Annotated in this window: 16 protein-coding genes; 5 read left to right on the top strand and 11 right to left on the bottom strand. The window is 66.3% G+C overall.

All coding sequences use genetic code 11. From position 1 onward, the window contains the following. Positions 1 to 58: 58 nt before the first annotated feature. Positions 59 to 1372 carry a glutamate--tRNA ligase gene (locus ABWP22_RS01580; protein ID WP_353198172.1) on the bottom strand — a complete coding sequence of 438 codons (1314 nt, stop codon included), beginning with the start codon at positions 1370 to 1372 and terminating at the stop codon, positions 59 to 61. Positions 1373 to 1473: 101 nt separating this feature from the next. On the opposite strand from ABWP22_RS01580, the gene ABWP22_RS01575 reads away from it, so the two are divergent. Beyond that, complete coding sequence (locus tag ABWP22_RS01575; RefSeq protein WP_353198171.1) at positions 1474 to 1902, top strand: cupin domain-containing protein; 429 nt, start codon at positions 1474 to 1476, stop codon at positions 1900 to 1902. Between the two features lie 154 nt (positions 1903 to 2056). On the opposite strand, the gene ABWP22_RS01570 is transcribed toward ABWP22_RS01575, so the two are convergent. The 9 genes from ABWP22_RS01570 to ABWP22_RS01530 all read right to left on the bottom strand — a co-directional run bounded on the left by ABWP22_RS01570 (position 2057) and on the right by ABWP22_RS01530 (position 15395). Next, positions 2057 to 3142: a peptidyl-alpha-hydroxyglycine alpha-amidating lyase family protein gene (locus tag ABWP22_RS01570; protein ID WP_353198170.1), complete on the bottom strand. Its 1086-nt coding sequence runs from the start codon at positions 3140 to 3142 to the stop codon at positions 2057 to 2059. Positions 3143 to 3169: 27 nt separating this feature from the next. Continuing rightward, the gene (locus tag ABWP22_RS01565; protein ID WP_353198169.1) at positions 3170 to 3625 is read right to left on the bottom strand and encodes a c-type cytochrome; all 456 of its coding nucleotides are present in this window, start codon (positions 3623 to 3625) and stop codon (positions 3170 to 3172) included. A 12-nt stretch (positions 3626 to 3637) separates the two neighbouring features. Further along, positions 3638 to 5722 carry an outer membrane protein assembly factor BamB family protein gene (locus ABWP22_RS01560; protein WP_353198168.1) on the bottom strand — a complete coding sequence of 695 codons (2085 nt, stop codon included), beginning with the start codon at positions 5720 to 5722 and terminating at the stop codon, positions 3638 to 3640. A gap of 44 nt (positions 5723 to 5766) precedes the next feature. After that, positions 5767 to 6765, bottom strand: coding sequence for a dihydrodipicolinate synthase family protein (locus tag ABWP22_RS01555; RefSeq protein WP_353198167.1), 999 nt, complete (start codon positions 6763 to 6765; stop codon positions 5767 to 5769). A 127-nt stretch (positions 6766 to 6892) separates the two neighbouring features. Next, positions 6893 to 9826, bottom strand: coding sequence for a TonB-dependent receptor domain-containing protein (locus ABWP22_RS01550; protein WP_353198166.1), 2934 nt, complete (start codon positions 9824 to 9826; stop codon positions 6893 to 6895). A 210-nt stretch (positions 9827 to 10036) separates the two neighbouring features. Then, positions 10037 to 10966, bottom strand: a complete 930-nt coding sequence (locus ABWP22_RS01545) for a hypothetical protein (protein WP_353198165.1) — start codon at positions 10964 to 10966, stop codon at positions 10037 to 10039. 34 nt (positions 10967 to 11000) lie between these two features. After that, the gene (locus ABWP22_RS01540; protein WP_353198164.1) at positions 11001 to 12653 is read right to left on the bottom strand and encodes an NAD+ synthase; all 1653 of its coding nucleotides are present in this window, start codon (positions 12651 to 12653) and stop codon (positions 11001 to 11003) included. A 28-nt stretch (positions 12654 to 12681) separates the two neighbouring features. Next, positions 12682 to 13797, bottom strand: coding sequence for an L-lactate dehydrogenase (locus ABWP22_RS01535; protein ID WP_353198163.1), 1116 nt, complete (start codon positions 13795 to 13797; stop codon positions 12682 to 12684). Next, positions 13794 to 15395, bottom strand: a complete 1602-nt coding sequence (locus ABWP22_RS01530) for an amidohydrolase family protein (RefSeq protein WP_353198162.1) — start codon at positions 15393 to 15395, stop codon at positions 13794 to 13796. Before ABWP22_RS01530 ends, ABWP22_RS01535 begins: the two co-directional genes overlap by 4 nt. Positions 15396 to 15455: 60 nt before the next feature. Between ABWP22_RS01530 and plsY the strand changes: the two genes are divergently transcribed. Both plsY and dprA read left to right on the top strand, forming a co-directional pair. Then, positions 15456 to 16040, top strand: a complete 585-nt coding sequence (gene plsY / locus ABWP22_RS01525) for a glycerol-3-phosphate 1-O-acyltransferase PlsY (protein WP_353198161.1) — start codon at positions 15456 to 15458, stop codon at positions 16038 to 16040. Beyond that, a complete protein-coding gene (gene dprA, locus ABWP22_RS01520; RefSeq protein ID WP_353198160.1) occupies positions 16037 to 17122 on the top strand; it encodes a DNA-processing protein DprA in 1086 nt (361 codons plus the stop codon). The genes plsY and dprA overlap by 4 nt, the downstream gene beginning before the upstream one ends. Before the next feature lie 135 nt (positions 17123 to 17257). Here the strand turns inward: dprA and ABWP22_RS01515 are convergent, their stop codons facing one another. Further along, complete coding sequence (locus ABWP22_RS01515; protein WP_353198159.1) at positions 17258 to 19603, bottom strand: TonB-dependent receptor; 2346 nt, start codon at positions 19601 to 19603, stop codon at positions 17258 to 17260. 83 nt (positions 19604 to 19686) lie between these two features. Between ABWP22_RS01515 and ABWP22_RS01510 the strand changes: the two genes are divergently transcribed. Together ABWP22_RS01510 and topA are read left to right on the top strand one after the other, a co-directional pair. After that, entirely contained in the window at positions 19687 to 20064 is a 378-nt protein-coding gene (locus ABWP22_RS01510; protein ID WP_353198158.1) for a winged helix-turn-helix domain-containing protein, read from the top strand. A 388-nt stretch (positions 20065 to 20452) separates the two neighbouring features. Beyond that, the coding region (topA, locus tag ABWP22_RS01505) for a type I DNA topoisomerase (RefSeq protein ID WP_353198157.1) at positions 20453 to 23045 on the top strand (2593 nt) is incomplete at its 3' end.

Here is a 23045-nt window from a genome sequence, read left to right as displayed (position 1 = left end):
TGCGGCAATGCGGGGCTGGCTTCAACGCCCTCCCCTTGAGGGGAGGGCGTTGTTTGACTCAGCCCGCCAATCGCGCCAGCGCCGCATCCCTGCCGATCAGCGGCAGCAGCGCGGCCATTTCCGGGCCGTGCGGCTGGCCGGTGAAGGCGAGGCGCAGCGGCAGGAACAGCGCCTTGCCCTTGCGGCCGGTGCTGGCCTTCAGCGCGTCGATCAGGCGCGCCCAGATATCATCGCCCCAATCCAGTTCGGTCAGTGTGGCGAGCGCCGCAGCGATATAATCCGGCTCCTCGATCACCGGCGTGATCGGCCCGGTGATCACCTGGTGCCACAGTGCGGCTTCCGCGATCCGCAAGAGGTTGCCGCGCACCGCCAGCCAACCGGCTTCGTTCATGCCGGCGGGCAGGCGCGGTGCGACCAGCACAAAATCCATCAATTGCAGGCAGCGTGGCGACAGCGCGGTCAGATCGGCGGGATCGAAGCGGGCAGGCGCACGGCCGAAGTGGCTGAGCGCGAAGCCGGGCAGCAGATCGGCCAAATGCGCCACCGGCTCGATCGGCTGCGAGGTGCCGAGGCGGGCGAGCAGCGCGGCGATGGCCACCGATTCGATGCCCTGTTCGCGCCACTGGTCCACGCCTTCGGAACCGAGGCGCTTGGACAGCGCGGCATCCTTGCCGGTGAACAGCGCCATGTGCGCCAGACGCGGCGGGGGAGCATCCAGCGCCGCGAACATCTGCAACTGCACGGCCGAATTGGTGACATGATCCTCGCCGCGCGCGATGTCGGTGATGCCCAGATCGATATCGTCCACCACTGATGGCAGCATGTAAAGCCAAGTGCCATCGGCGCGGCGCACGACCGGATCGGACAGGCTGGCGGCGTCGAAATGGCAGGGCCCGCGCACGCCATCGTCCCAATGGATCGGGCTGTCATCCAGCTTGAAGCGCCAATGAGGCTGGCGGCCCTGCGCCGCCAGATCGGCGTGGTCGGCATCGCTGAGCGCCAGCGCGGCGCGATCATAGATTGGTGGCAGGCCGCGCGACAGCGCAACGCGGCGCTTCAGTTCCAGCTCTTCGGGGGTTTCATAGCAGCGATAGGCGCGGCCGGCGCTGGCCAGCCGCGCCAGCGCCGCACCATAAAGCGCGAAGCGGTCGGACTGTTTGACCTCGATGTCGGGCACCAGGCCGAGCCAGGCGAGATCGGCGCGGATGGAGACCGCGGATTCATCGGTGGAGCGCGCCAGATCGGTATCATCGAGGCGCAGCACGAAACGGCCAGCATTGGCGCGCGCCAGCAGCCAGTTGACCAGCGCGGTGCGGATGTTGCCGGCATGGAGCCGGCCGGTGGGCGACGGGGCGAAGCGGGTGATGATCATGGCGTGTGGGCTTAGCCGGTTGGCTGCGAAAAATCACGAACACAAAAATCATGGGCCGATTGCCGCCAGACAGGCGCGGCAGGTGCTGATATCCGGGCGGCATGATCCACGCGCTCATCCTGTTGGCGGTCGAAGCCGCCGTCGCCATCACGCCTGCCACCATCCCCTGGGAACCAACCGCGCCCGACGGCACGCGCTTTGCGCTGCTGGAAGGCCAGCGCGAGGCGGCGGGGCAGCAATTTTCCTATGCCTTCGCCCTGCCCGGCGGCGTGTGGGACAAGCCGCACAGCCACAGCACCACGGCGCGCATCTTCGTGTTGAAGGGCGCGCTCAAACTTGGCTGGGGGGCGGCGATGGACAAGGCCAAGGCGCAGCGCTTCCCGGCCGGCAGCTTTGTGGTGGTGCCGGCCGGCGCGGTGCATTTCGATGGCGCCGATGAAGAGACGATCATCCTGGGCGTTGCCAGCGGGGTGTGGGCGACGCGCTATGTCGACGGTGGGGCGGGGTCGGCGGGGACGCCGCCGCAGTAATTGCCGCTGGTTCGGAGGGCGTCACCCCTCCGTCTCGCTGCGCTCGCTACCTCCCCTTGAAGGGGAGGATCTTGGTTCCTCCCCTTCAAGGGGAGGTGGCAGCCGTAAGCTGACGGAGGGGTGCCGGGCGCAGCGAGGCTGAGCCCAAGCCTCGCTATTTCACCGGCACATGCCGGGCGACCAGCCGTTCCTTGACCTGCGCGCCGTAAATCACGCCGTTGCGGTCCACCGTGATGCCTTCGGCATTGCTGGTGGCGCCCTTGTCGGGTTCGGGTTCGGGATCGGGGATGAACGCGATGACCTTGCCGTCCTTCACGCTGCCGACGCGGATGCCGCGCTGCCAGCCGGGGTTGTAGCCATAGCCGACCGGACGGCGGCTTTCGCTGTCGGCGCTATACAAGATGTCGTTCCTGTCGATGAAGATGCCCGACGGCCGGCCGAATTGCGTCCAACTGTTCAGCAACTTGCCGGCCTGCGTGTAGACCTGCACGCGGTTGTTCCAACGATCGCCGACATAGAGCAGGCCCTTGCTGTCCATGGCGAGCGCATGCGGCACTTCCAGATCGCCCTGGGCCTTGCCGGGTTGGCCCCATTGCATCAGGAACTTGCCCTTGGCGTTGTACTTCAGGATGCGCGCAACACCGCGATCGGCCTCGTGGCCATCGCCAACGAAGATGTCACCATTCTTCGCCACGAGCACCGCGTTGGGTTCGGTGAATTCGTCGGTGCCCTTGCCCTGCACACCCGGCTTGCCCAGCGTGAGCAGCAATTTGCCATCAGGCGAGAATTTCATCACCGTCGCGCCCTTGCCGGGCATGGCGCGGGCGTCGGTCAGCCAGATATTGTCCTTGGCGTCGATGTAAAATCCGTGCGGAAACACGGTGAGGCCGCCGCCGAAGGCCTTGATGAAATTGCCCTGCGCGTCGAATTCCATGATCGGGTCGATCGTGCTGGTGGCGCAGCTGTTGGCACCGCAGCGTTCGGCGATCCAGATATGGCCCTTGCTGTCGACGCCCACGGCGCTGGTCGATCCCATCACGCGGCCGGGTGGCAGCTTGAAGAAATTCAGGTCCGTCTTGTACGTGTTGGGCTGCTTGTTGGTCTCGCCCGTCAGCGGCGCCGGTTTGGGCAGGGTCTCGACCGTCCACACCGGGCGCGGCGGGCCGGCAGGGGGCGCAGCTTGTTGCGCCATCGCGGACGTGCCGGCCAGCAATGCTGCGGCAACGAACAGGCTCTTCATCCGATCCCCCTTTTGGCTCCCGGCAGTTCAACTGCCGCTGTTGGCCGGTTTTTCTGCGGTGATGCCGATGGTGGCCAGCACTTCCGAACGGCGATCGAGCGGCTGGCCGCCGGCCGGGAAGCCATTGTTCTTCAACAGGAAGGCCAGCACATCGGCATATTCTTCGCGCGTCAGCGATTGCGGATCATTCTGCGGCATGGTGGTGCGCACCCGATCGAACAGGTCGCCCAGGGTCATCGTGTCCCAATGGCTGACGAATTCGCCGCCCACCAGCGCCGGTGCTTCGCCGGTGCCGTTCAATGCCGCGCCGTGGCAGGCGCCGCAGCGCTGCGCATAAACCGCAGCGCCACGGGTCGCCTGATCGGGCGTGAACACGCCTTGCCACACCGATTTGCCGGCTTCCTGGGCCAGCGCCCCCCCTGCACTTGCAACGCCAGCCAGAATCACGGCCAGACCGACGGGAAGGGCAAACACGACACGCATCACGTCACTCCGTTATCGCTTGTTCGGCAGGGCATAGGCGATGAATTCGCCCGATGCGTTGCCGCCGCTGGTCGGCACGATGATATACTGCTTTCCACCGACCATGTAGGTCATCGGCGAACCCGATTGGGTGGACGGCATGTATACCGCGCCGACTTCCGCGCCGGTCTGCTTGTCATAGGCGCGCAGCATGGCGCCGCGCGGCCGGTCCGGCGTGGTGGTGAACTGGTTTTCGCCGGCGATCACCACCGATTTCGTCACCAGCGTGCCGATCTGATAGGTGGATTGACCGGTGCGCGGGATGCCGCCCAGCGCCTTGATGGCCGGGTGGTTGCGCACGAAATCCGGGGTTTCGCCGTGGGCGACCTGCCATTTGATCGTGCCGCTGTTCACATCGATCGCGCTGATCGTGCCGTAGGGCGGCTTGACCAGCGGCAGGCCATCGACGGCGAGGCGCGGCGGGCCGCCACCACCGCCGCCACCGGCGGCCGGAGCCGGGCTGTCGGCACCAGCGCCTTCGCCGGGGCCCTTGATCATCACCACCGGCTGACCGGCGACGCCGACGACCAGCGGAATATCCGACAGGCCGGCGGGCGGCGGCAGCAGGCCGGTGGAGGAGATGCAGGCGCCGCAGGCATAGACATAGGCGATGCCGGATTCCGGATCGAAGCTGCCGCCGGGCCAATTGGTGCCGCCCTGCGCCCAGTTGTTGATCACGCCGAACTTCTGCGGCGTGGAGACGATCGGCGGCGTGTAGACGGGGCCCAGCACATATTGGCCGGTCAGCGCCACGGCCTTGGCCTTCAGATCCGGCGTGAAATCGATCAGATCCTTGTCTTCGACGCCGTTGCGGGCATAGACTGGCGGCTTCGACGGGATCGGCTGGGTCGGGCTGTACCATTCGCCGGGCACATTGCCCTTGGCGACCTTGGTTTCCTTGATCGGCCACACCGGCTGCCCGGTGGCGCGATCAAAGACATAGAAGAAGCCCTGCTTGGACGGCAGGCCGACGACCTTGCGCGGCTTGCCATCGACGGTCACGTCCATCAGCAACGGCGCCGAGCTGTTGTCCAGATCCCAGATTTCGTGGTGGATCAACTGGAAATGCCAGCGGCGCTCACCGGTTTTCAGATCGACCGCAACCAGGCTGTTGCCGAACAGATTGGGGCCGGGGCGCTTGCCACCGAAGAAATCCGAGGTCGGCGATTCGACGGCGAGATAGGCGAGGCCCAGGTCCTCATCCACCGACACCTGCGTCCACACGCCGGTGTTGCCGTTGATCTCGGCCGAATTGTTCAGCCAGGTCTCATAGCCGAATTCGCCCTTTTTCGGCACGGTGTGGAACGTCCACAGGCGCTTGCCGGTGCGCACGTCGAAGGCGCGGGCATAGCCCTTGGTGTTGTTGCTGGTTTTCGGCGTGAAGCCTTCGCGGAAGGCGGCGCCGATGATGATGGTGTTGCCCGACACCGCCGGCGCCGAGTGCACGCCGACTTCGCCGGTGTCGAGATCGCCCAGGTCCTGATCGAAATCGGTCTTCAGATCGACGACACCATTGGTGCCGAAATCCGGATCGGGGCGGCCGGTGTCGGCATCCAGGCTGACCAGGCGATAACCGATGGTAACATACAGGATGCGGCGCTTGGTGCCGTCGGTCCAATAGGACAGGCCGCGCCCCGAGAGGGCGCGCGGGCTTTCGGCCGAACGCTTGCCTTCATGCAGCGCATACTGCCAGAGCAGTTCACCCGTGGCGCCATTCAGCGCCACCACGGCGCGGCGGGTGCCGCCGGTGGTATAGATCACGCCATCCACCGCCAGCGGGGTCGATTCCAGCTTATATTCCGGGCGCGAGCCCAGGATGTCGGTCTTGAAGCGCCAGGCGATTTCCAGGTCCTTGAAATTGCCGGCATTGATCTGATCGAGCGCCGAATAGCGGCTGCCCTTCAGATCGGCGTTGTAGGTGGTCCAGTTGGCGACACCGGCCGTGGTGCGGGCCGCGATGGTGCCTTCCTTGGCCGGGGTCTGCGCCAATGCGCCGGGCGCGGCATTCAGCAGCAGCGCGGCGGCGATGGAAAGCGGCAGAATAGGGGTGATCTTCATCGGTCAGGTCTTTCGGTTGAGAACGGGCAAGGGGCGGGCGCGGCTCAGGCCAGCGCCGCCGCCTTTTCCACGCCGATCTTCAGGCTGGCCTTCTGCGCGTCGGTCAACTGCGGATAGGGGGTGCGCGCGTACATCATCGGGCCGCCCATGCGCAGCGACAGCACATATTTCATCGACGCATAGGTGTTGGCGCCCATGTTGTGATCGCGGATCACCGTCTGCGCGGCGCGCAGTTTTTCAAGTTCGGCCTTCCAGTCGCCCTTGGCGCGATAGGCCTTGAAGATGTTGGCGCACTTGTCGCTGAACTGGTTGCCGTCGGCCAGGATGGCCCCCATGCCAGCCGAAACCGCCGGGATCAGGTTGTTGGACGTGCCGCAGCGCATGTTGAGTTCCGGGAAACCGGCCAGGAACTGCGCAAAGCCTTCGGCACTGCCCGATGAATCCTTGATGCCGGCAAGATGCGGATATTTCATCAGATTCTTCAACAGATCGAGGGTGATGTTCACCTCCGACGTGCCGGGGATATGATAGAGATTGATCGGGATCGACACGGCTTCGAACAGGCGGGTGTAATAATCGGTCAGGCCTTCGATCGGCGGCTGATTGAAGTAGAAGGGCGGAATGACCAGCAGGCCATCGGCGCCGACGCTCTGCGCATGCTTGGCCAGATCGATCGTCTCGACGATATTGGACGTGCCCGGGCCGACCATGATGTTCATGTTGCCCTTGTGCTTCATCGCCGTCTCGGTGATCAGCTTGCGCTCCGCCACCGAGAAGCTCGGGAATTCGCCGGAGGTGCCGAGCACCACGACGCCATCGGCGCCGCATTTCTGGTGCCATTCCATCACGGCCTTCATGGCGCCGGGATCGAACATGCCCTTGGCATCGCACGGCGTGACGGTGGCCACCCAGTAAGCGACCTTTTCCTTGGAGCCGAGGCGACGCGGGCCACCCATCTGGGCGGCAGCCGGCCCGGCGGCCAGAGCGAGTGATGCGGCGGCAGCAGCAGCGCCAGCCATGGTTTCGCGACGGTTCAGTTCCATGATCGTTCCTCCCCAAGAACGGCCGCCACCTGTGTGGCTGGTCGGCCAGTTGATTGCCATCATTGCGCCGGACGGGCCATGCGGCAAGATGCTTGTGCCGCCGCCGGCCTGACCAGCGCCCGATTCTTCAGAAATTCACACGCACGCCGGCGCGATAGGCCCGGCCGATCGCATCATAGATGATGCCGTTGATCGGGGTGAAGTAAAAGGCGCTCTGCCCCTGTGCCTGGCTGGCCGCGACGTTGGGCGGTGCCTTGTTGAGCAGGTTGTCGACGGTGGCGAACAACTGGACATGCTTGTTCATCTGCCAGCTGCCGCGCAGATCGACATAGGCGATCGCCGGGACCTTGTTGTCGTCCACATCCCTGGGCCCCCAGGCGCTGTTCAGCTTCGCCGCGCCGATGAAGCGGGTCTGCGCGGTCAGGCTGATGTCATCCTTGTTCCAGGTGGTCGATGCGGTGAAGCGCGCGCGTGGGAAGCCGGTGCCGCCCAGATTGTCCGGACCGATGGCGCCCGCCAGTTTGAAGGTGGTGCCCAACTGCTGCTGTTCAAGCTGGAGGATATAGCTGCCGAGCACGCGGAAATTGAGGTTTCCACCCAGGGCCGGCACCGTCCAGTCGAGCTGATAATCGATGCCCGATGTGGTCAGCCTGGCAATGTTGTTGGGAATGACGTTGATCTGCGACAGCAGCGGCTGGCCATTTGCCCCGGTTGCACCGGCAAACACGAGCTGGCTGCAGAAGGCGGCTTCGCCGGCGTTGCAGCGTTGCAGCGTATCATTGGCACCCACCGTCACGATCGCATCGGTCAGGGCGATGCGATAATAATCGATCGACAGGCTGAACCGGTCGATGAACGACGGCTGCAACACCACACCGGCCGAGAAGGTGCGGGCCTTTTCCGGCTGCAGATTGGCATTGCCGCTGGCGAAGCTGAAAATCGCCACGGTCACGTTGTTGCGCGGGTCCACCGCCGACGACAGGGTGGACAGGCCGGTCGAGAACAGTTCGTTCAAATTGGGGGCCCGGATATCGCGTGACAACGTGGCGCGCACGCGCACGCCATCGACCACATCCGACAGCATGCCCGCCTTCCAGGTGATGACGCTGCCGCTGGTGGAATAATCGGTGTAGCGGATTGCACCCGACACGTTCAGCGACTGGACGCCATTGTCCTTCAACAGCGGCACATCGACTTCGACAAAGCCTTCCTTGACGTTGTAACCGCCGACAAAGCTGGGGAAATTGGCCACCGAATAGATGCGGGCCTGAGCGCCCGGATCGTTGGTGATCGTGCCGCTTTCGGTGCGATATTCACCGCCGAACGCCACGGCGACGTCGCCCGCCGACAGTCCGGGCAGGGTGCCCTGGATGGTCGCGGCGGTCACCGTCTGGCGCAGTTTCTGGCGCTGGAAATTCTGCCCCGGCGCGACGTTGATATAGCGGATGGCCGCCTGGCTGGCGACGCCGGTGCCCAGGATGTTCAAGGGCGCGCAGGCCGGATCATCATTGGCTGTGGTGGCATCGGCATTGACGCGGCAGACGATCTGGCCGGCGGTGTTGCGCACGGCATCGACGGCGCGGTTGAAATTGCCGATGATGGCGTTTGATTCGGTTTTCTGGAACACGGTCACGTCGCCGCGCTGGTAATAGGCGTTGTAGCTCCAGCCGCCGCCGAGATCGCCTTCGGCGCTGAACACGCCGCGCAGCAGCGAACGATCGGTGGTCGCCACCGGAATGCCGACGGCGTTGGTGGCGAAATTATCGTAACTCAGCGTGTCGCCGGTGACGTTGTTGAGGTTCATCGTGCCGACCTGGATGGCGGTCAGCCCGGCCGCTGTCATCTGCGCACGCAACCCATCGGAAACGAACGGGTTTTCGGCGCGGATGAACGGCGCCTGCGCGCCGACGCGGATGAACGGCACCGAATTGTTGCGGCTGAAGGTGGCGCCGTAATTGCCCTGCAACGACAGTTTCAGCCAGTCTGCAACCTCGTAGGACACAAGGCTGAACACGGAACCGGTGCGATAATTGATCGCCAGATTGTTCAGCGCGCCCTGCAATGTGTCGGCGTTGGCGGCGATCTGCCCCGAAACCAGCGTGCCGCCAAACGGCGACAACGCGCCGTTGGCCCCGAATTGCTGGTTCTGCAGCGGGCTTGCGGTGGTGGATTGGCCTGCCGGGCAGCCGCCCGTCGCGGTCAGGGCCGCACGGCAGCCGGCCGTGATCAGGCCCCCCGTCGTCCCGTTCGACAGGTTGACATTGTTGGCATGGATCAGCCGGGGCTCGCTGTTGGTGGCGGTGAAGGCCGGATTGTTGACCAGTTGGCGATAATTGTTCCAGCCGCGCTGATTGGCGAAGATGTTGCTGGGCGCGTTGAAGAAGTTGCCGGCCACGATCAATCGGCCGCGACCATCGTTGAAACCGGTGCCGAACGCGGCTTGCGCGCGATAGTTGAAACGATCGAAGGCATAGGAATCGCCGGCTTCGATGCTGGCCTTCAGGCCATCGAATTTCTTGTTGAGCACCAGGTTGACCACGCCCGACACGGCATCCGAACCCCAGGCGGCCGAAGCGCCTGCGGTCACCACATCGATGCGCTGCACCAGCGCGGTGGGCATGGTGCCGATATCGACCTGGCCAGTGACGTTGGATTGCACGACACGCTGGCCATCGAACAGCACCAGCGTGCGGGTCACGCCCAGGTTGCGCAGGTTCACCGTATCAAGGCCGGTGATGCCGGCGACGATGTTGCCGGCGCCCGACGTGTTGTTGGGCGACGCCGACGATCCGACCGCCGGCAGTTCGCGGATGGCATCGCCGATGGTCGGCTTGGCATCGCGCAGGATCAATTCCTCGCTGACCACGGTGACCGGCGTCGGCGCGGTATAGCCCGATGCGGTGATGCGCGATCCGGTGACCACGATTGTCTCGTTACCGGTGTCTTCCGGTGCGGCGGCGGCGGCTGGTGCTGCCGGTGCCGCGGCTTGCTGCGCGGCCGCCATGGCCGGCCAGGCCAATGCCGTGATGAGTGCCAGACGTGAAACGGCGATTGCAGCCATGATCCGTTACCCCCAAGTTACGGCCAGGTGCGATGGGGCAGATTGGTTCCGCCACCGACGGGCCGGTGCTGTTGATTGAAACCACATCTGTGGCGGCCTGCTGGCGTGCCGTCTCACCGACTCGCATTTGGTATCATCTGTGCGGCATGGCCACAAGTGTTCGCTGACCGAACGATGCGCTGCGATTGGGCCGCACGATTTGCTTTCCGCTCAAGGGCTTGGGCAGGTCAGCAGCCACTCGCCCGCTTCGCGCCGCCAGCGCAGGCTGGCGCAGCGGCCCAGCACGTCATCGCCCAGTTTCAGCACTGGCCAACCCCGCTGCCGGCCGCGCCGGCCGATCACGGTGAGGGTGGCGCGATCGGTGCCGGCATCGGGCGGCAGATCGGCGCCGCCGGCCCAATCGAACAGGCGCACGTCGACGCTCGTCACCGCCAGGCCGGCCATCACCACCGGCCTTTCGAACAACAGCCGGCGCACCGGGCGCGCGACGCCAAAGCCGATCACCACCCGCCGCACCGGGCCGTCCAGATGCCCGCCGCCGGCCTGCGCCAGCCGGCTGGCTGCCGCCACGCTGGCCACGCTGGCCACACCGGCAGGGCGCAGATTGTGCAGCTCCACCTCGATGCGTCCGGCGCCATCGCCAAGCCTCCAGTCAAAGCCCAGCGCGCCACTGTTGCCGCCGATCCGCGCCGGCACGGTCACCTGGCGATCCTGCGCGCCGGGTGCGCGCCGGCTGATCTGCACGTCGCCGTACGGCAGCAGCGGCAGGCCGATCACGCCGTCGCTGCCCGCCGCCTGGCCATCGGGCACCGCCGCCGCCGCCAGCACGCGCGCCGGCAGGGCCTGCCCGGCAATCACCAGCGTTTCGCGGCTGAACGGCACCGCCAGCGGCACCTGGCCCACCGACACCTGGAACAGTCCGCGCCGCACCGGCTTGCCATCGGGTCGGGCCTCCCCCGCCAGGCCGAGCCGGCGATGCGCATCGGGGCCGATCAGCACGACCGGATCAGCGCCGAAATCCACGGTGAGCAGCACATCGCGCCCGGCGATCTGCGCGGCGATCACCGGGCGGTCGGCGGGCAGATCGAGGGCGGGCAGCGGTGGCGGCAGTGGCGGCAGTAGCGGTGGCCCCTTTGCCAACGCCAGAGTCGGTGCCGCGGCCAGGATGAGGGCGCTAAGCCGTGCGAAACGCATTGCTGATCGGATAGCGCCGGTCGCGGCCGAAGTTGCGGCCGCCGATCTTCACGCCCGGCGGGGCCTGGCGGCGCTTGTATTCGGCGATGTAGAGCAGGCGTTCGATGCGGGCGACCGTGGCCGCATCCAGCCCCTGCGCCACCAGATCGGCCGCCGATTGTTCCTGCTCCACCAGCCCGTGCAGGATGGCATCGAGCAGCGGATAGGGCGGCAGGCTGTCCTCATCCTTCTGGTCGGGGCGCAGCTCGGCCGATGGCGGCTTGCTGATCACCCGTGCCGGCATCACCGGGCCTGACGGGCCAATGCCCAGCCGGGGCGCATGGGCATTGCGCCATTCCGACACGCGAAACACAGTCATCTTGTACAGATCTTTCAGCACCGAATAGCCGCCGGCCATGTCGCCATAGATGGTGGCATAGCCGACGCTCATCTCGCTCTTGTTGCCGGTGGTCAGCAGCATGTGGCCAAATTTGTTCGACAGCGCCATCAGCGTGACGGCGCGGATGCGCGATTGGATATTCTCCTCGGTCAGATCGGGCGTGCGGCCGGCGAACAGCGGGGCCAGCATCGTATCATAGGCCTGCATCGCCGGTTCGATGCGCACGGTATCCAGCCGGCAGCCGAGCAGGCGCGCACATTCCGCGGCATCGTCCAGGCTCTCCTGGCTGGTGTAGGGGCTGGGCAGCATGACGCACCACACCCGGTCTGCGCCCAGCGCATCGACGGCGACCGCCGCCGACAGCGCTGAATCAATGCCGCCCGACAGGCCGAGCACCACGCCGGGAAAGCGGTTGCGGTTCACATAATCGCGCAGCCCCACCAGCATGGCATGATAGATGTCGGCCGGGTCTTCGTCAGGCGGGCTGAGCGGCCCGGGCGCGCACGCCCAGCCGGCCGGGCCGCGCTGCCAGTGGGTAAGGCGCACCTCTTCATCCCAATCGGGCAGGCGCTGCGCCAGTGTGCGGTTCGCGTTCAGCACGAACGACGCGCCATCGAACACCAGCTCATCCTGCCCGCCAACGCGGTTCAGATAGGCCAGCGGCAAGCCGGTTTCCGTCACCCGCGCCACGCTGACGGACAGGCGCTGGTCGCCCTTGCCCACTTCATAGGGGCTGCCGTTGGGCACGATCAGCAGTTCGGCGCCGGTTTCGCCCAGGCATTCGCACACATCGGGCAACCAGATGTCTTCGCAGATCGGCACGCCGATGCGCACGCCGCGCACCACCAGCGGGCCGGGCAGCGGCCCGCTGTCGAACAAGCGCTTTTCATCGAACGTGCCATAATTGGGCAGGTCATGTTTGCGGGTGATGCCGGCAATGCGCCCGCCATCCAGCAGCAGCATGGCGTTGAACAGCTTGCCATCTTCCGCCCAGGGCGTGCCGACCAGCAGCGCCGGGCCCTGCGTGGCCGTGGCCGCCGCCAGCCGCTCCACCTGGTGCCTGGCCGCCGCGACCAACGCCGGTTTCAGCACCAGATCCTCGGGCGGATAGCCGACGATGCTGAGTTCGGGTGTCACCAGCAGATCGGCGCCGGCGGCGTGCTCGCGTGCCTGCAATATGGCATCGGCATTGCCGGCCACATCGCCGACGCTGGCGTTCAACTGGGCAAGGGCGATGATCAGCCGGTCGGTCATTGCAGCAGCGTTACAAGGCTTTGCCGTGTCAGGCCAGCCGGGTGCGACCCGTCAGCGCCATGGCAGTTTCCAGCTCGGCCCGGATCAAGGCCAGCATGTGCGCCACCCCGGCCTGGCCGCGCGCGCCCAGCGCCCACACCCACGGCCGGCCGACCAGCACGGCGCTGGCGCCTGAACTGACATAGCGCAGCACATCAAGGCCGGACCGCACGCCGCCATCGGCGAGCACCGGCACGCAGCCGCCCAGCCTGTCCAGGATCGCCGGCAGCGCCCGCACGGCCGACATCGCGCCGTCCAGTTGCCGGCCGCCATGGTTGGACACGACAATGGCATCGGCGCCGTTCTGCACCGCCAGCGCAGCATCGTCCGGGTGCAAGATGCCCTTCACGATCAACGGCCCCGGCCACAGCGAGCGCACCCAGGCCAGCCGATCCCAATCGGCGCTGGCATCGAAATTGCGCGCCAGCCAGCCGAGATAATCGCTGAGCGGCGCCTTGGCCCCCACAAGCTGCGCAAGATTGCCCATCGCCACCGGACCCCCCAGCAGGCCGACATCCATCGCCCAGCGCGGCCGCGCCGCCACCTGCGCGGCGCGGTGCAGCCAGCCGGCAACGCCCGGCGCGCCCGACAGGCTGGACCGCACATCGCGGTAACGCGCGCCGGGGGTCGGCAGATCGACGGTGAGCACCAGCGCCGGGCAGTGCTGCGCCCGCGCAGCAGCAATCATCGCTTCATTCGCGCCGCGATCCTTGACGAGATAGAGTTGATACCAGGGCGGCGCGCCGGCACCCTGCGCAACCTCGGCCAGCGAACAGACCGAAACGGTGGACAGCGCCATCGCAACGCCGGCATCACGCGCCGCCCGCATTGCCTGCACTTCGCCGCGCCGTGCGTGCAGCCCGGCCAGGCCCACCGGCGCCAGCACCACCGGCATCGTCAGTTTCTGCCCCAGCAACGTCACCGCCGTATCGATGCGCGACACATCCACCAGCACCCGCTGATCCAGCTGCACCGCCGCCAGATCGGCAAGGTTGGCGGCCAGGGTGGTTTCGCCATAGCTGCCGCCGTCCGTGTAATCGAACAGGAAGCGCGGGACGCGCGCCCGGCTGCGCGCGCGGTAATCGAGGATCGAGGCTGGCCTCACCGCGCCGCCTTGGCCCCCGACTTGGCTAACGCCACCTGTGCCTCCACGCTGCGCAGGATCGCCGGCACATCGTGCACGATGCCGTCGCGGATGGTCCAGCGGATGCCGCCCTTCACCACCGTGGTCTGCGTCGCCTCGTCCAGCCGGGCAAAGCCGGTGCCGTACAGCGTCTTCAGATTGTTCAGCGGGTTTTCCGGCACCACGATCAGATCGGCGCGCATGCCCACCCGCACCAGGCCGAAATCCGGTTCGCGGCCCTTGGGTTCTTCCAGGGTGCGGGCGCCGTTGATGGTGGCGGCCTGGATCACCTCCAGCGGCGCAAAGCCGGCTTCGCGCAGCAGTTCCAGTTCGAGAATGTAACCGAAGCCCCAGGTCTGCCAGATGAAGCCGGGATCGGAGCCGGTGGTGACGCGCCCGCCGATATTCTTGTAATCATTCACTAATTGCATGTATCGCGTGTAGAATCGCCGCCATTCATATTCGCGCTCGGACGTCCATTCGAAGAAATAGCTGCCGTGGTTGTCGCGGTTGGATTCAAAGAATTTCGTCAGGCTGGGCAGCGTGTAACGATCATGCCATTCGGCGCGCTGGGCGCGCATCAGATCGCGGCTGGCGCTGTAGATGTTGAAGGTGGGATCGAACACGACGCCGCTGGCCTTCTGTGCCTGCAGATAGGCCTGCCATTCCGGCCCGCCCGGTTCATGGATCTGGTTCCAGATCTCGGCGATGCCGCCAAAGCGCATCTGTTCGTCGTTGAAATTGTAATTGGCCGGCGTGTCCTGCACGCGGCGGCCATCCAGCAGGCTTTCGAAATGGCCATAGAAATGCGTGATGGTGCCCAGGCCCGCCGCCGCCGCATCGCGGGCGTTGAATTCGGCGATGTTGGGTTGCGACAGATGCGCGACGGTGCCGAGGCCGAGCTTCTTCGCCTCATCGATGGCAGCACGGTCGATCGCCGGGGTTTCATCGCCGCGGTTGAAGAATTTGATGCCATCGATGCCGACAGACGCTGCCCAGCGCACCCATTCGCGCGCCTTTTCCGGCGTCAGCACGCGTCCACCCTTCCAGCCGGCCGATGCACCCGAACCAAGCGTCTGATACACATAAAGCCGCGGGCTCATGATCTCGCCGGCTGCGGCGCGTTTCTGATCGGCGAGGGCGCGCGCGGTGTCACTGCCAAAGAAGGACACGCCGCGCACCGTGGTGACGCCATGTGCCAGCCAGAGTTTCCAGGCGTAATCCGGCGTGTCCATCTTGTCGGGATCGCCCTGGTGGCCGTGCATGTCCACGAAACCGGGCAGCACATACATGCCGGTGGCGTCGATCTCGCGGGTGGGATTGGCAGGCGCGCGGTTGGCACGCAGCGGCAGGCCCGGCGTGCCGGCGCTGCGGATATCGGTGATGCGGCCTTGCGTGATGATGATGTCGGCTGGGCCTTGCGGCGGGCCCCCGTTGCCGGTGATGATGGTGGCGCCGCGGATCACCAGCGTCTCATACGGCCCGGCGGCCAGCGCGGGGTCGCGCGGCGCGGAGGGCTTCATCTGGGCGGTGGCGGCGGTAGCGGCCAGGGCCATGGCAAGTGCGAGCAACGTCTTCATCAGAACCCCCTGTTGCGCGCAGCATAGACGGCGGATTTCTGCGCCGCTAGGCTGGCGATCATGCAATGGATCGCGCTTCTGATTGGTTATGTCCTGGGCTCGATCCCGTTCGGCCTGCTGCTCACGCGGATGATCGGCATCGATATTCGCCAGGTGGGCAGCGGCAATATCGGCACCACCAACGTGCTGCGCACCGGCAACAAGGCGCTGGCGGCAGCGACGTTGCTGCTCGATGCCGGCAAGGGCGCGGCGGCGGTGCTGATCGGGCGCGAACTGGGCGGCGAGATGGCCGGGATCATGGCCGGCATGGCGGCGTTCATCGGCCATTGCTTTCCGGTGTGGCTGCGCTTCCGCGGCGGCAAGGGCGTGGCGACGATTCTGGGCATCACATTGGCGGCGCTGCCGCTGGCGGGGCTGATCGCCCTGGCCGTGTGGCTCGGCGGTGCGCTGGTGACGCGCTATTCCAGCGTGGGCGGCATGCTGGCGGCGGTCGCCTGCCCGTTGGCCGTGTGGCTCCTGGCCCACGATCTCGGCTGGGCCTTGCATCTGGCGATGCTGGCGGCGCTGCTGATCTTCCAGCACCGGGACAATCTCGCGCGGCTGGGCAACGGCACCGAATCGAAAATCGGACAAAAGGCCAAATGAGCCTGCCGGCCGACGCCGTTGCAAGGTTGCGGTTGATCCGCACGGACAGCATCGGCCCGGTCACCTATCGGCAACTCGTGGCGCGCTTTGGCAGCGCAGAGGCGGCGCTGCACGCGCTCCCCGATCTGGCCAGGCGCGGCAACCGGCCGTTGCACCTTTGCGCCAGCGATGTGGCAGAGGCGGAACTGGCCACCGCGGTGCGGCTGGGCGCGACATTGCTGTTCATCGGCACGCCCGATTATCCGCCGCTGCTCGCCCGCACCGAAACCGCGCCGCCGGTGCTGTTCGCGCACGGCGACACCGCGCTGCTCGATCGCCCGGCGGTGGCCATCGTCGGCGCCCGCAATGCCAGCGCGGCTGGGTCACGCTTTGCGCGGCAATTGGCGATTGATCTGGGCGAGGCGGATTTCGTCGTGGTCTCCGGCCTGGCGCGCGGCATCGATGCGGCGGCGCATGTGGCGGCGCTGGATCGGGGGACCATTGCGGTGGTCGCCGGCGGCATCGATGTGCCCTACCCGCCCGATCACGCCGATCTGATGGCAAAGATCGCCGCGACCGGCCTGGTGGTGGCGGAACAGGCGCCGGGCATCGAACCGCAGGCGCGCCACTTCCCGCGCCGCAACCGGATCATCGCCGGGCTGGCCGCCGGCACCATCGTGGTGGAGGGCGCGCCCAAATCCGGCAGCCTGATCACCGCCCGCATCGCCGCCGAATTGGGCCGCGAAGTCATGGCCGTCCCCGGTTCCCCGCTCGATCCGCGTGCGCAAGGCTGCAACCTCCTCATCCGCGAAGGTGCCACCCTGATCCAAGGCGCGGCGGACGTGCTGGAGGCGCTGCACACGCTGTCGGGCCAACCCGCGCTGCCGCTGCACGTGTCGGAATCCATGCCCGCTCCCGCCCTGGTCGCCGAACCAGACGCGCGGCGTGCCGTGATCGCCCTGCTCTCCCCCACGCCGGTGCAGGTGGACGAACTCGTCCGCCAATCCGGCCTGCCGGCGGCGCAGGTTGCGACGGTGCTGCTCGATCTGGAACTGGAGGGCGCGCTGGCCCGCCATGCCGGCGGGCGGGTGGCGTTAAGTTGAGGCGCGGCCGGCCGGGCCGCTTGTCGCCCATGCAGCCTTTGAACATTCGTTCCGGGCGCGCCAGAATTGTCCGCAGGCAAATCAATCCGAGCGCCCGGCTTCAACGCCGATCGCCCGGATGGCCAGGCAATCTGGTCAAATGCGGAACCCCATGGTCGCCCCGATGATGCGGGGATCGCTCGGAGTGCCAAGGATCAGCCCGGCGTTGCCCGCCTGTATCGTCAGGTTCTGGATATAATTGCTGTTGAACAGGTTGCGGGCGAAGACGGTGACGGTCCAGCCCTTTGCGGCGCGGATGCCGATCGCGGCATTGGTGACGTTGAAGCCGTCGATCAGCGTGAACTTCGATAGCGTCGGATCGCCATGATGGCTGCTGCGCCAGCTTGAATCGGCGTGGAAGAACAGTTCGCCGGCCTTGCCGATCGGGACGGCATAGTCGCCGCCCAGCGTCGTCGACCAGCGCGGCAACCCCGACAGCCGCCCGCCGGTCAGGTCGCAGGCGGTTGTGGCCGTGCCCTGCAACTCCAGCGGGCATGGGCCCTTCGGGTACTCGGCGTATCTGCCCCGGGCATAGGCCACAGAGGCGCGCAGTTGCAGACCGGCGATGGGCGCGGCGACCGCATCGGCTTCGAAACCCTCGACCGTCACTTTGGGAATGTTCGACAGATAACCGCGCAGCGCGATCGTCTGCGTTGAATCGACCAAGGTCGCCTGGAAGTCGCGGACTTCGGTGTGGTAGCCGGTCAGATTGAACCGCAGCCGCCGGTCGAAGAGATCCGTTTTCAGCCCGCCTTCATAGGTCGTATTCCGCTCTGGCCGCACGACCGCTGTCGACAGCGCCGGCTGGTTCTGGACGTTGAGCGGCAGGCCCGACATGTTGATGCCGCCCGATTTGAAGCCCCGCGCATGGCTGGCATAGGCGAAGATGCCATCGGCAAGTTGGTACGAGACGTTTGCCCGCCCCGAAAGATCGCCAGAATCGTCACGGGCGCCATAGGCTTGTGGGCGCAAGATCGACAGCTTGGCATTGATCAGGGCCGGCACTGTGGTCTGCAAGCCACCGGACACCGTCGTCGTGTAATCCCCGACCTTATGCTCGATCGTGTAGCGCAGGCCACCGGTCAGGGTCAGCCGATCGGTCGCCTTCCAGTTGACCTCGCCGAACATTGCATAGCTGTCGGCCGCAAAGCGCGTGCTGCCGTCCTGGCCATAACCATCGAGCAGGTTCGAAGGCACCGCGACGGGCGGCGTGCCCGTTGTCGGGCCGATCAGCCAATATGCAGCGGTCGGACCGTAGATCGAGATCGGCCGGCCGGTGATGACCTGCCGGAAATAGTAGAGGCCCCAGACATAACCGAGCGGGCCATCGCCGTTCGAGGCCATGCGCAGTTCCTGGCTGATCTGGTCCTGGCGCGAGGGGATGCCCTGCTGCAACTGGATCTTCAGGCCGGTGTAATCGCGGTCGTTGGCGGCATTCCAGTTCCAGAAGCGCCACGCGGTCACCGAGGTGATCGTCGCATGGCCAAGGTCCCAATCGTAAACAAGCGATACCCCGCCCTCATTGGTATCGACCGCCAGTCTTGCATCGATGTCGGTCAACCGATCATAGGCATTGAGGCTGGGCGGGGCATGGCCGATGCCGGTCGACAGGGCTGGAAACTGGCGTGCCGCTGGTCGAAGCGATGTGCCGACCCGCAGATACACCTGCGTGCAGCATTCGCTGCTGAAACTGCTCCAGTCGCCCGTCAGCCGGACGGTGAGCGCGTCGCGGGCCTGCCACAGCAACTGGCCGCGCACCGACCGGTTGTCGAGATTGTTCTGATCGCGACCGGTGGTCACATTGTGGAGGACGCCGTTGCGGCGCGTCGCCAGACCGGAGATGCGGAAGGCGAGCGTGTCGGCCACGATCGGCCCTGAGACGGCCGCGCGCGCCTGGAAAAAGTTGAATTCGCCATGGGACGCTTCCCCTTGCGCCTGCCAGTCGAACGTCGGCGCGCGCGTGATGATGTGGATGGCGCCCGCCGTGCTGTTCTTGCCGAACAATGTGCCCTGCGGGCCGCGCAGCACCTCGATGCGGTCGATATCGACAAAGTCAAAGGCGGCGGTGGCCGGACGGGCGTGGTAGACCTGATCGACGTAAAAGCCGACGCCGGGCTCGAGCCCGTCATTGGCCTGGCTGACGGCGACGACGCTGCTGCCGAGCCCGCGGATGGTGAAGGCCGTGTTGCGCGGGTTGGCAGAGCTGTAGTTGAGCGCCGGCACGAGCAGGCTGAGTTGCGCGGTGTTGACGGTGTAGCTGCGCTCGATCAGGTCGCCATCGACGACCGACAGGGCGGCCGGTACGACCTGGACATCTTCGACCCGGCGACGCGCCGTGACCAGAATTTCGGGCACACGCCGGGATCCGCCGCCCGCAACCTCGGCGTCAACCGTGCCCGGCGCGGCCGCCGCTGCGACTGCCAGCACCGCTCCGACCGCCATTTGCACATCTGACCCCGATTCGTTGTATCTGTCTGGATATAACGCAATTGACAGAAGAGGCACAGGCCGCCCCAGATGCCGACATGATTCCGCCGCCGCGCTCGCCCAACACAGCCATGCTGTGGTTCCGGATCCTGCTGCCCACAGGTGCGCTAGGGCCGGGCAAGATCGCGCTGCTGCGTTCCATCGCCGCAAAGGGATCGGTGTCGGCAGCCGCCAGAACGTTGCGCATGAGCCATGCCCGCAGCGTCAGGCTCGTCGCCGAACTCAATGCCCTGGCACCTGATCCCATCATCGATACGCGGGCCGGTGGCCTGTCCGGGGGCGGCGCATCGCTGACGCCGCTGGGGCTTGCGGTGCTGGACGCCTACGACGATATCGAGCGCTGCGTCAACAATGCCGCTGCACAACCGCTTGAAAACTTGAACATCATTCTGGGCGCCCCTCGCCATGGCGATTGAGTGACGCTTGCGTTGGTTGCCTGGCAGCGACCAGGGGCTCCAACCGGCTTTGATCATGGGTCCGGTCTGAAGCCGTCTGCGCCCCGTGAGATCGGCGATCAAGGCCGCATGGCCGCCCCATGCACCAGATGGCGCGGCGGCGGTCGCGGTTGATCACGGTGCGCGGTGGCTTGGCCACAAGGGCGCTATGCCGGGCGTGACTGTCGAAACCACGACCTTCCCCGCTGATCAGACCAATGTGATGGTGCGGGTCAATCGCGCGCCGCCAGTGCCATGGCGCTGCTGCCTGTGGTGATCGGCGGGCGCCGCCCGCGTGAGCCTGCGGCGGCTGGCCGCTTGACGAGAGCTGCAACCCGCCGCCACCCTCGCGCGTACACGTGAGGACCATATGCAGCTTGTCATCGTCGAATCGCCCGCCAAGGCGAAGACCATCAACAAATATCTGGGCAGCGACTATGAGGTGCTGGCCAGTTTCGGGCATGTGCGCGATCTGCCGCCGCGCGATGGGTCGGTGAATCCGGAAGCGGATTTCGCCATGGCCTGGGAGGTTTCGGCCGATCGCACCAAGCAGCTCTCAGCGATTCGCGAGGCGGCCAAGCGCGCCGACAGCGTGATCCTGGCGACCGATCCGGATCGCGAGGGCGAGGCGATTTCCTGGCACCTGCTGGAATGGCTGAAGGACAAGCGGGCGGTGCCCAAGGGCGGCGCGCGGCGGGTGACGTTCAATGAAATCACCAAGACGGCGGTGACGCGCGCCATGCAGGCCCCGCGCGATCTCGATCAGCCATTGATCGATGCCTATCTGGCGCGCCGGGCGCTGGATTATCTGGTCGGCTTCACGCTCTCCCCGGTGTTGTGGCGCAAGCTGCCCGGCGCGAAGAGCGCGGGCCGCGTGCAATCGGTGGCGCTGCGGCTGGTGGTGGAGCGCGAACGCGAGATCGAGGCGCATGTCGCGCGCGAATATTGGCGCGTGTCGGCGGAGATGATCGCGCCCAATGGCGCGACCTTCATGGCGCGGCTGGCGGTGCTGAATGGCAAGAAACTCGGCCAGTTCGATCTGGATCATGCTGCAGCAAATGCTGCGCGGGAAGCCATTGCAAACAATGGATTTACGGTGCGGACGGTGGAGACCAAGCCAGTCAGCCGCAACCCCGCGCCGCCGTTCACCACATCGACCCTGCAACAGGAGGCTTCGCGCCGGCTGGGCTTCAACGCCAGCCACACGATGCGCGTCGCGCAGGGCCTGTATGAAGATGGCCGCATCACCTACATGCGCACCGATGGCGTGCAGATTGCCGGCGAAGCCATGGCCGCCGTGCGCGATCTGATCGCGCAGGATTATGGAGCCAAGCCCGATGTGCTGCCCGAAAAGCCGCGGTTCTATGCCACCAAGGCCAAGAACGCCCAGGAGGCGCACGAAGCCATCCGCCCGACGGATTTCTCGCGCCGGCCGGGCCGGGCGGATTCGGATGCGGAGAAACTCTATGCGCTGATCTGGAACCGCACCGTCGCCAGCCAGATGGCCAGCGCCCGGCTGGAGCGCACCAGCATCGATCTCTATGATGATGATGGCCGCCACGGCCTGCGCGCCACCGGCCAGGTGGTGATCACGCCGGGATTCCTGGTGCTGTACAGCGAAGCCCGCGACGAGAAGCCGGCGGACGACGAGGACGATGAAGCCCGCCTGCCGCGCCTGGCCGGCGGCGATCGCTGCGCATCGAAAGAGGTGCAGGCCACCCAGCATTTCACCGAACCACCCCCGCGCTTCAGCGAAGCCACGCTGGTCAAGCGCATGGAGGAACTGGGCATCGGCCGGCCCTCGACCTACGCCTCGATCCTGACGACGCTGCGCGACCGCGCCTATGTGCGGGTGGAAAAGAACCGGTTTCACGCCGAGGAAAAGGGCCGGCTGGTCACGGCGTTTCTGGAGCGGTTCTTCGCGCGATATGTGGAATATGATTTCACCGCCGGGCTGGAGACGCAGCTTGATGATGTGTCGGCCGGGGACGCGTCTTACCTGGAATTGCTGCGCGCCTTCTGGGCGGATTTCCAGCCGAAAACCGCCGAGATCATGGAGCAGCGGCCATCGGATGTGACCGCCGCGCTCGATGACTATCTGGCGCCGTTCCTGTTTCCGGACAAGGAAGATGGCAGCGATCCGCGCCTGTGCCCGCGTTGCGCGGCGGGGCGGCTGTCCTTGAAGACCGGGCGGTTCGGGGCGTTTGTCGCCTGCTCCAACTACCCGGAATGCAAATACACGCGGCCGTTTGCCAGCGAAGGCGGCGCCAGTGAAGGCCCGATCGAACTGGGCGCCGATCCGGTGTCGGGCGAGCTGATCACGCTCCGGTCAGGGCGTTTCGGCCGCTTCGTGCAGATGGGTGAAGGCGAAAAACCGCCACGCGCGTCGATCCCCAAGGATGTCAGCATTTCAGGCCCGGAGGATCTGGATTGGGCGGTGAAATTGCTCAGCCTGCCTCGCACCATCGGCCAGCATCCGGAAACGGGTGAGCCGATCACCGCCAGCATCGGCCGTTATGGCCCCTATCTGGCGCACGCCGGCAAATACGGCCGGCTGACCAACACGGCGGAGGTGTTCGAAACCGGCATGAACGCCGCCGTGGTCAAGCTGGCCGAAGCCGCCGCCGCCAAGGCCGCAGGCGGGCGGCCGCAACGCGGGACGGCGACGGCGCTGGCCGAACTGGGCGCGCATCCGGAAAGCGGCGTGGCGGTGCGCGTGCTGTCGGGCCGCTATGGCCCCTATATCAGCGACGGCACCACCAACGCTAACGTACCCAAGGGCACCGAACCGACCGAGGTGACGCTGGACGAAGCCGTGGCGCTGCTGGCGGCCCGCGCCGCAGCGGCCCCGGCCAAGAAGGGCAAGAAGCCGGCGGCGAAGAAGGCGGCGGCCAAGAAGCCCGCTGCGAAGAAGCCGGCGGCGAAGAAGGCGGCGGCCAAGAAGCCCGCTGCGAAGAAGCCGG

This window comes from Sandarakinorhabdus sp. (genome assembly GCF_040398665.1).
Lineage (GTDB): Bacteria > Pseudomonadota > Alphaproteobacteria > Sphingomonadales > Sphingomonadaceae > Sandarakinorhabdus.
Note: the sequence above shows the minus strand (reverse complement) of the source record. Positions and strands in the feature narration are given on the sequence as shown.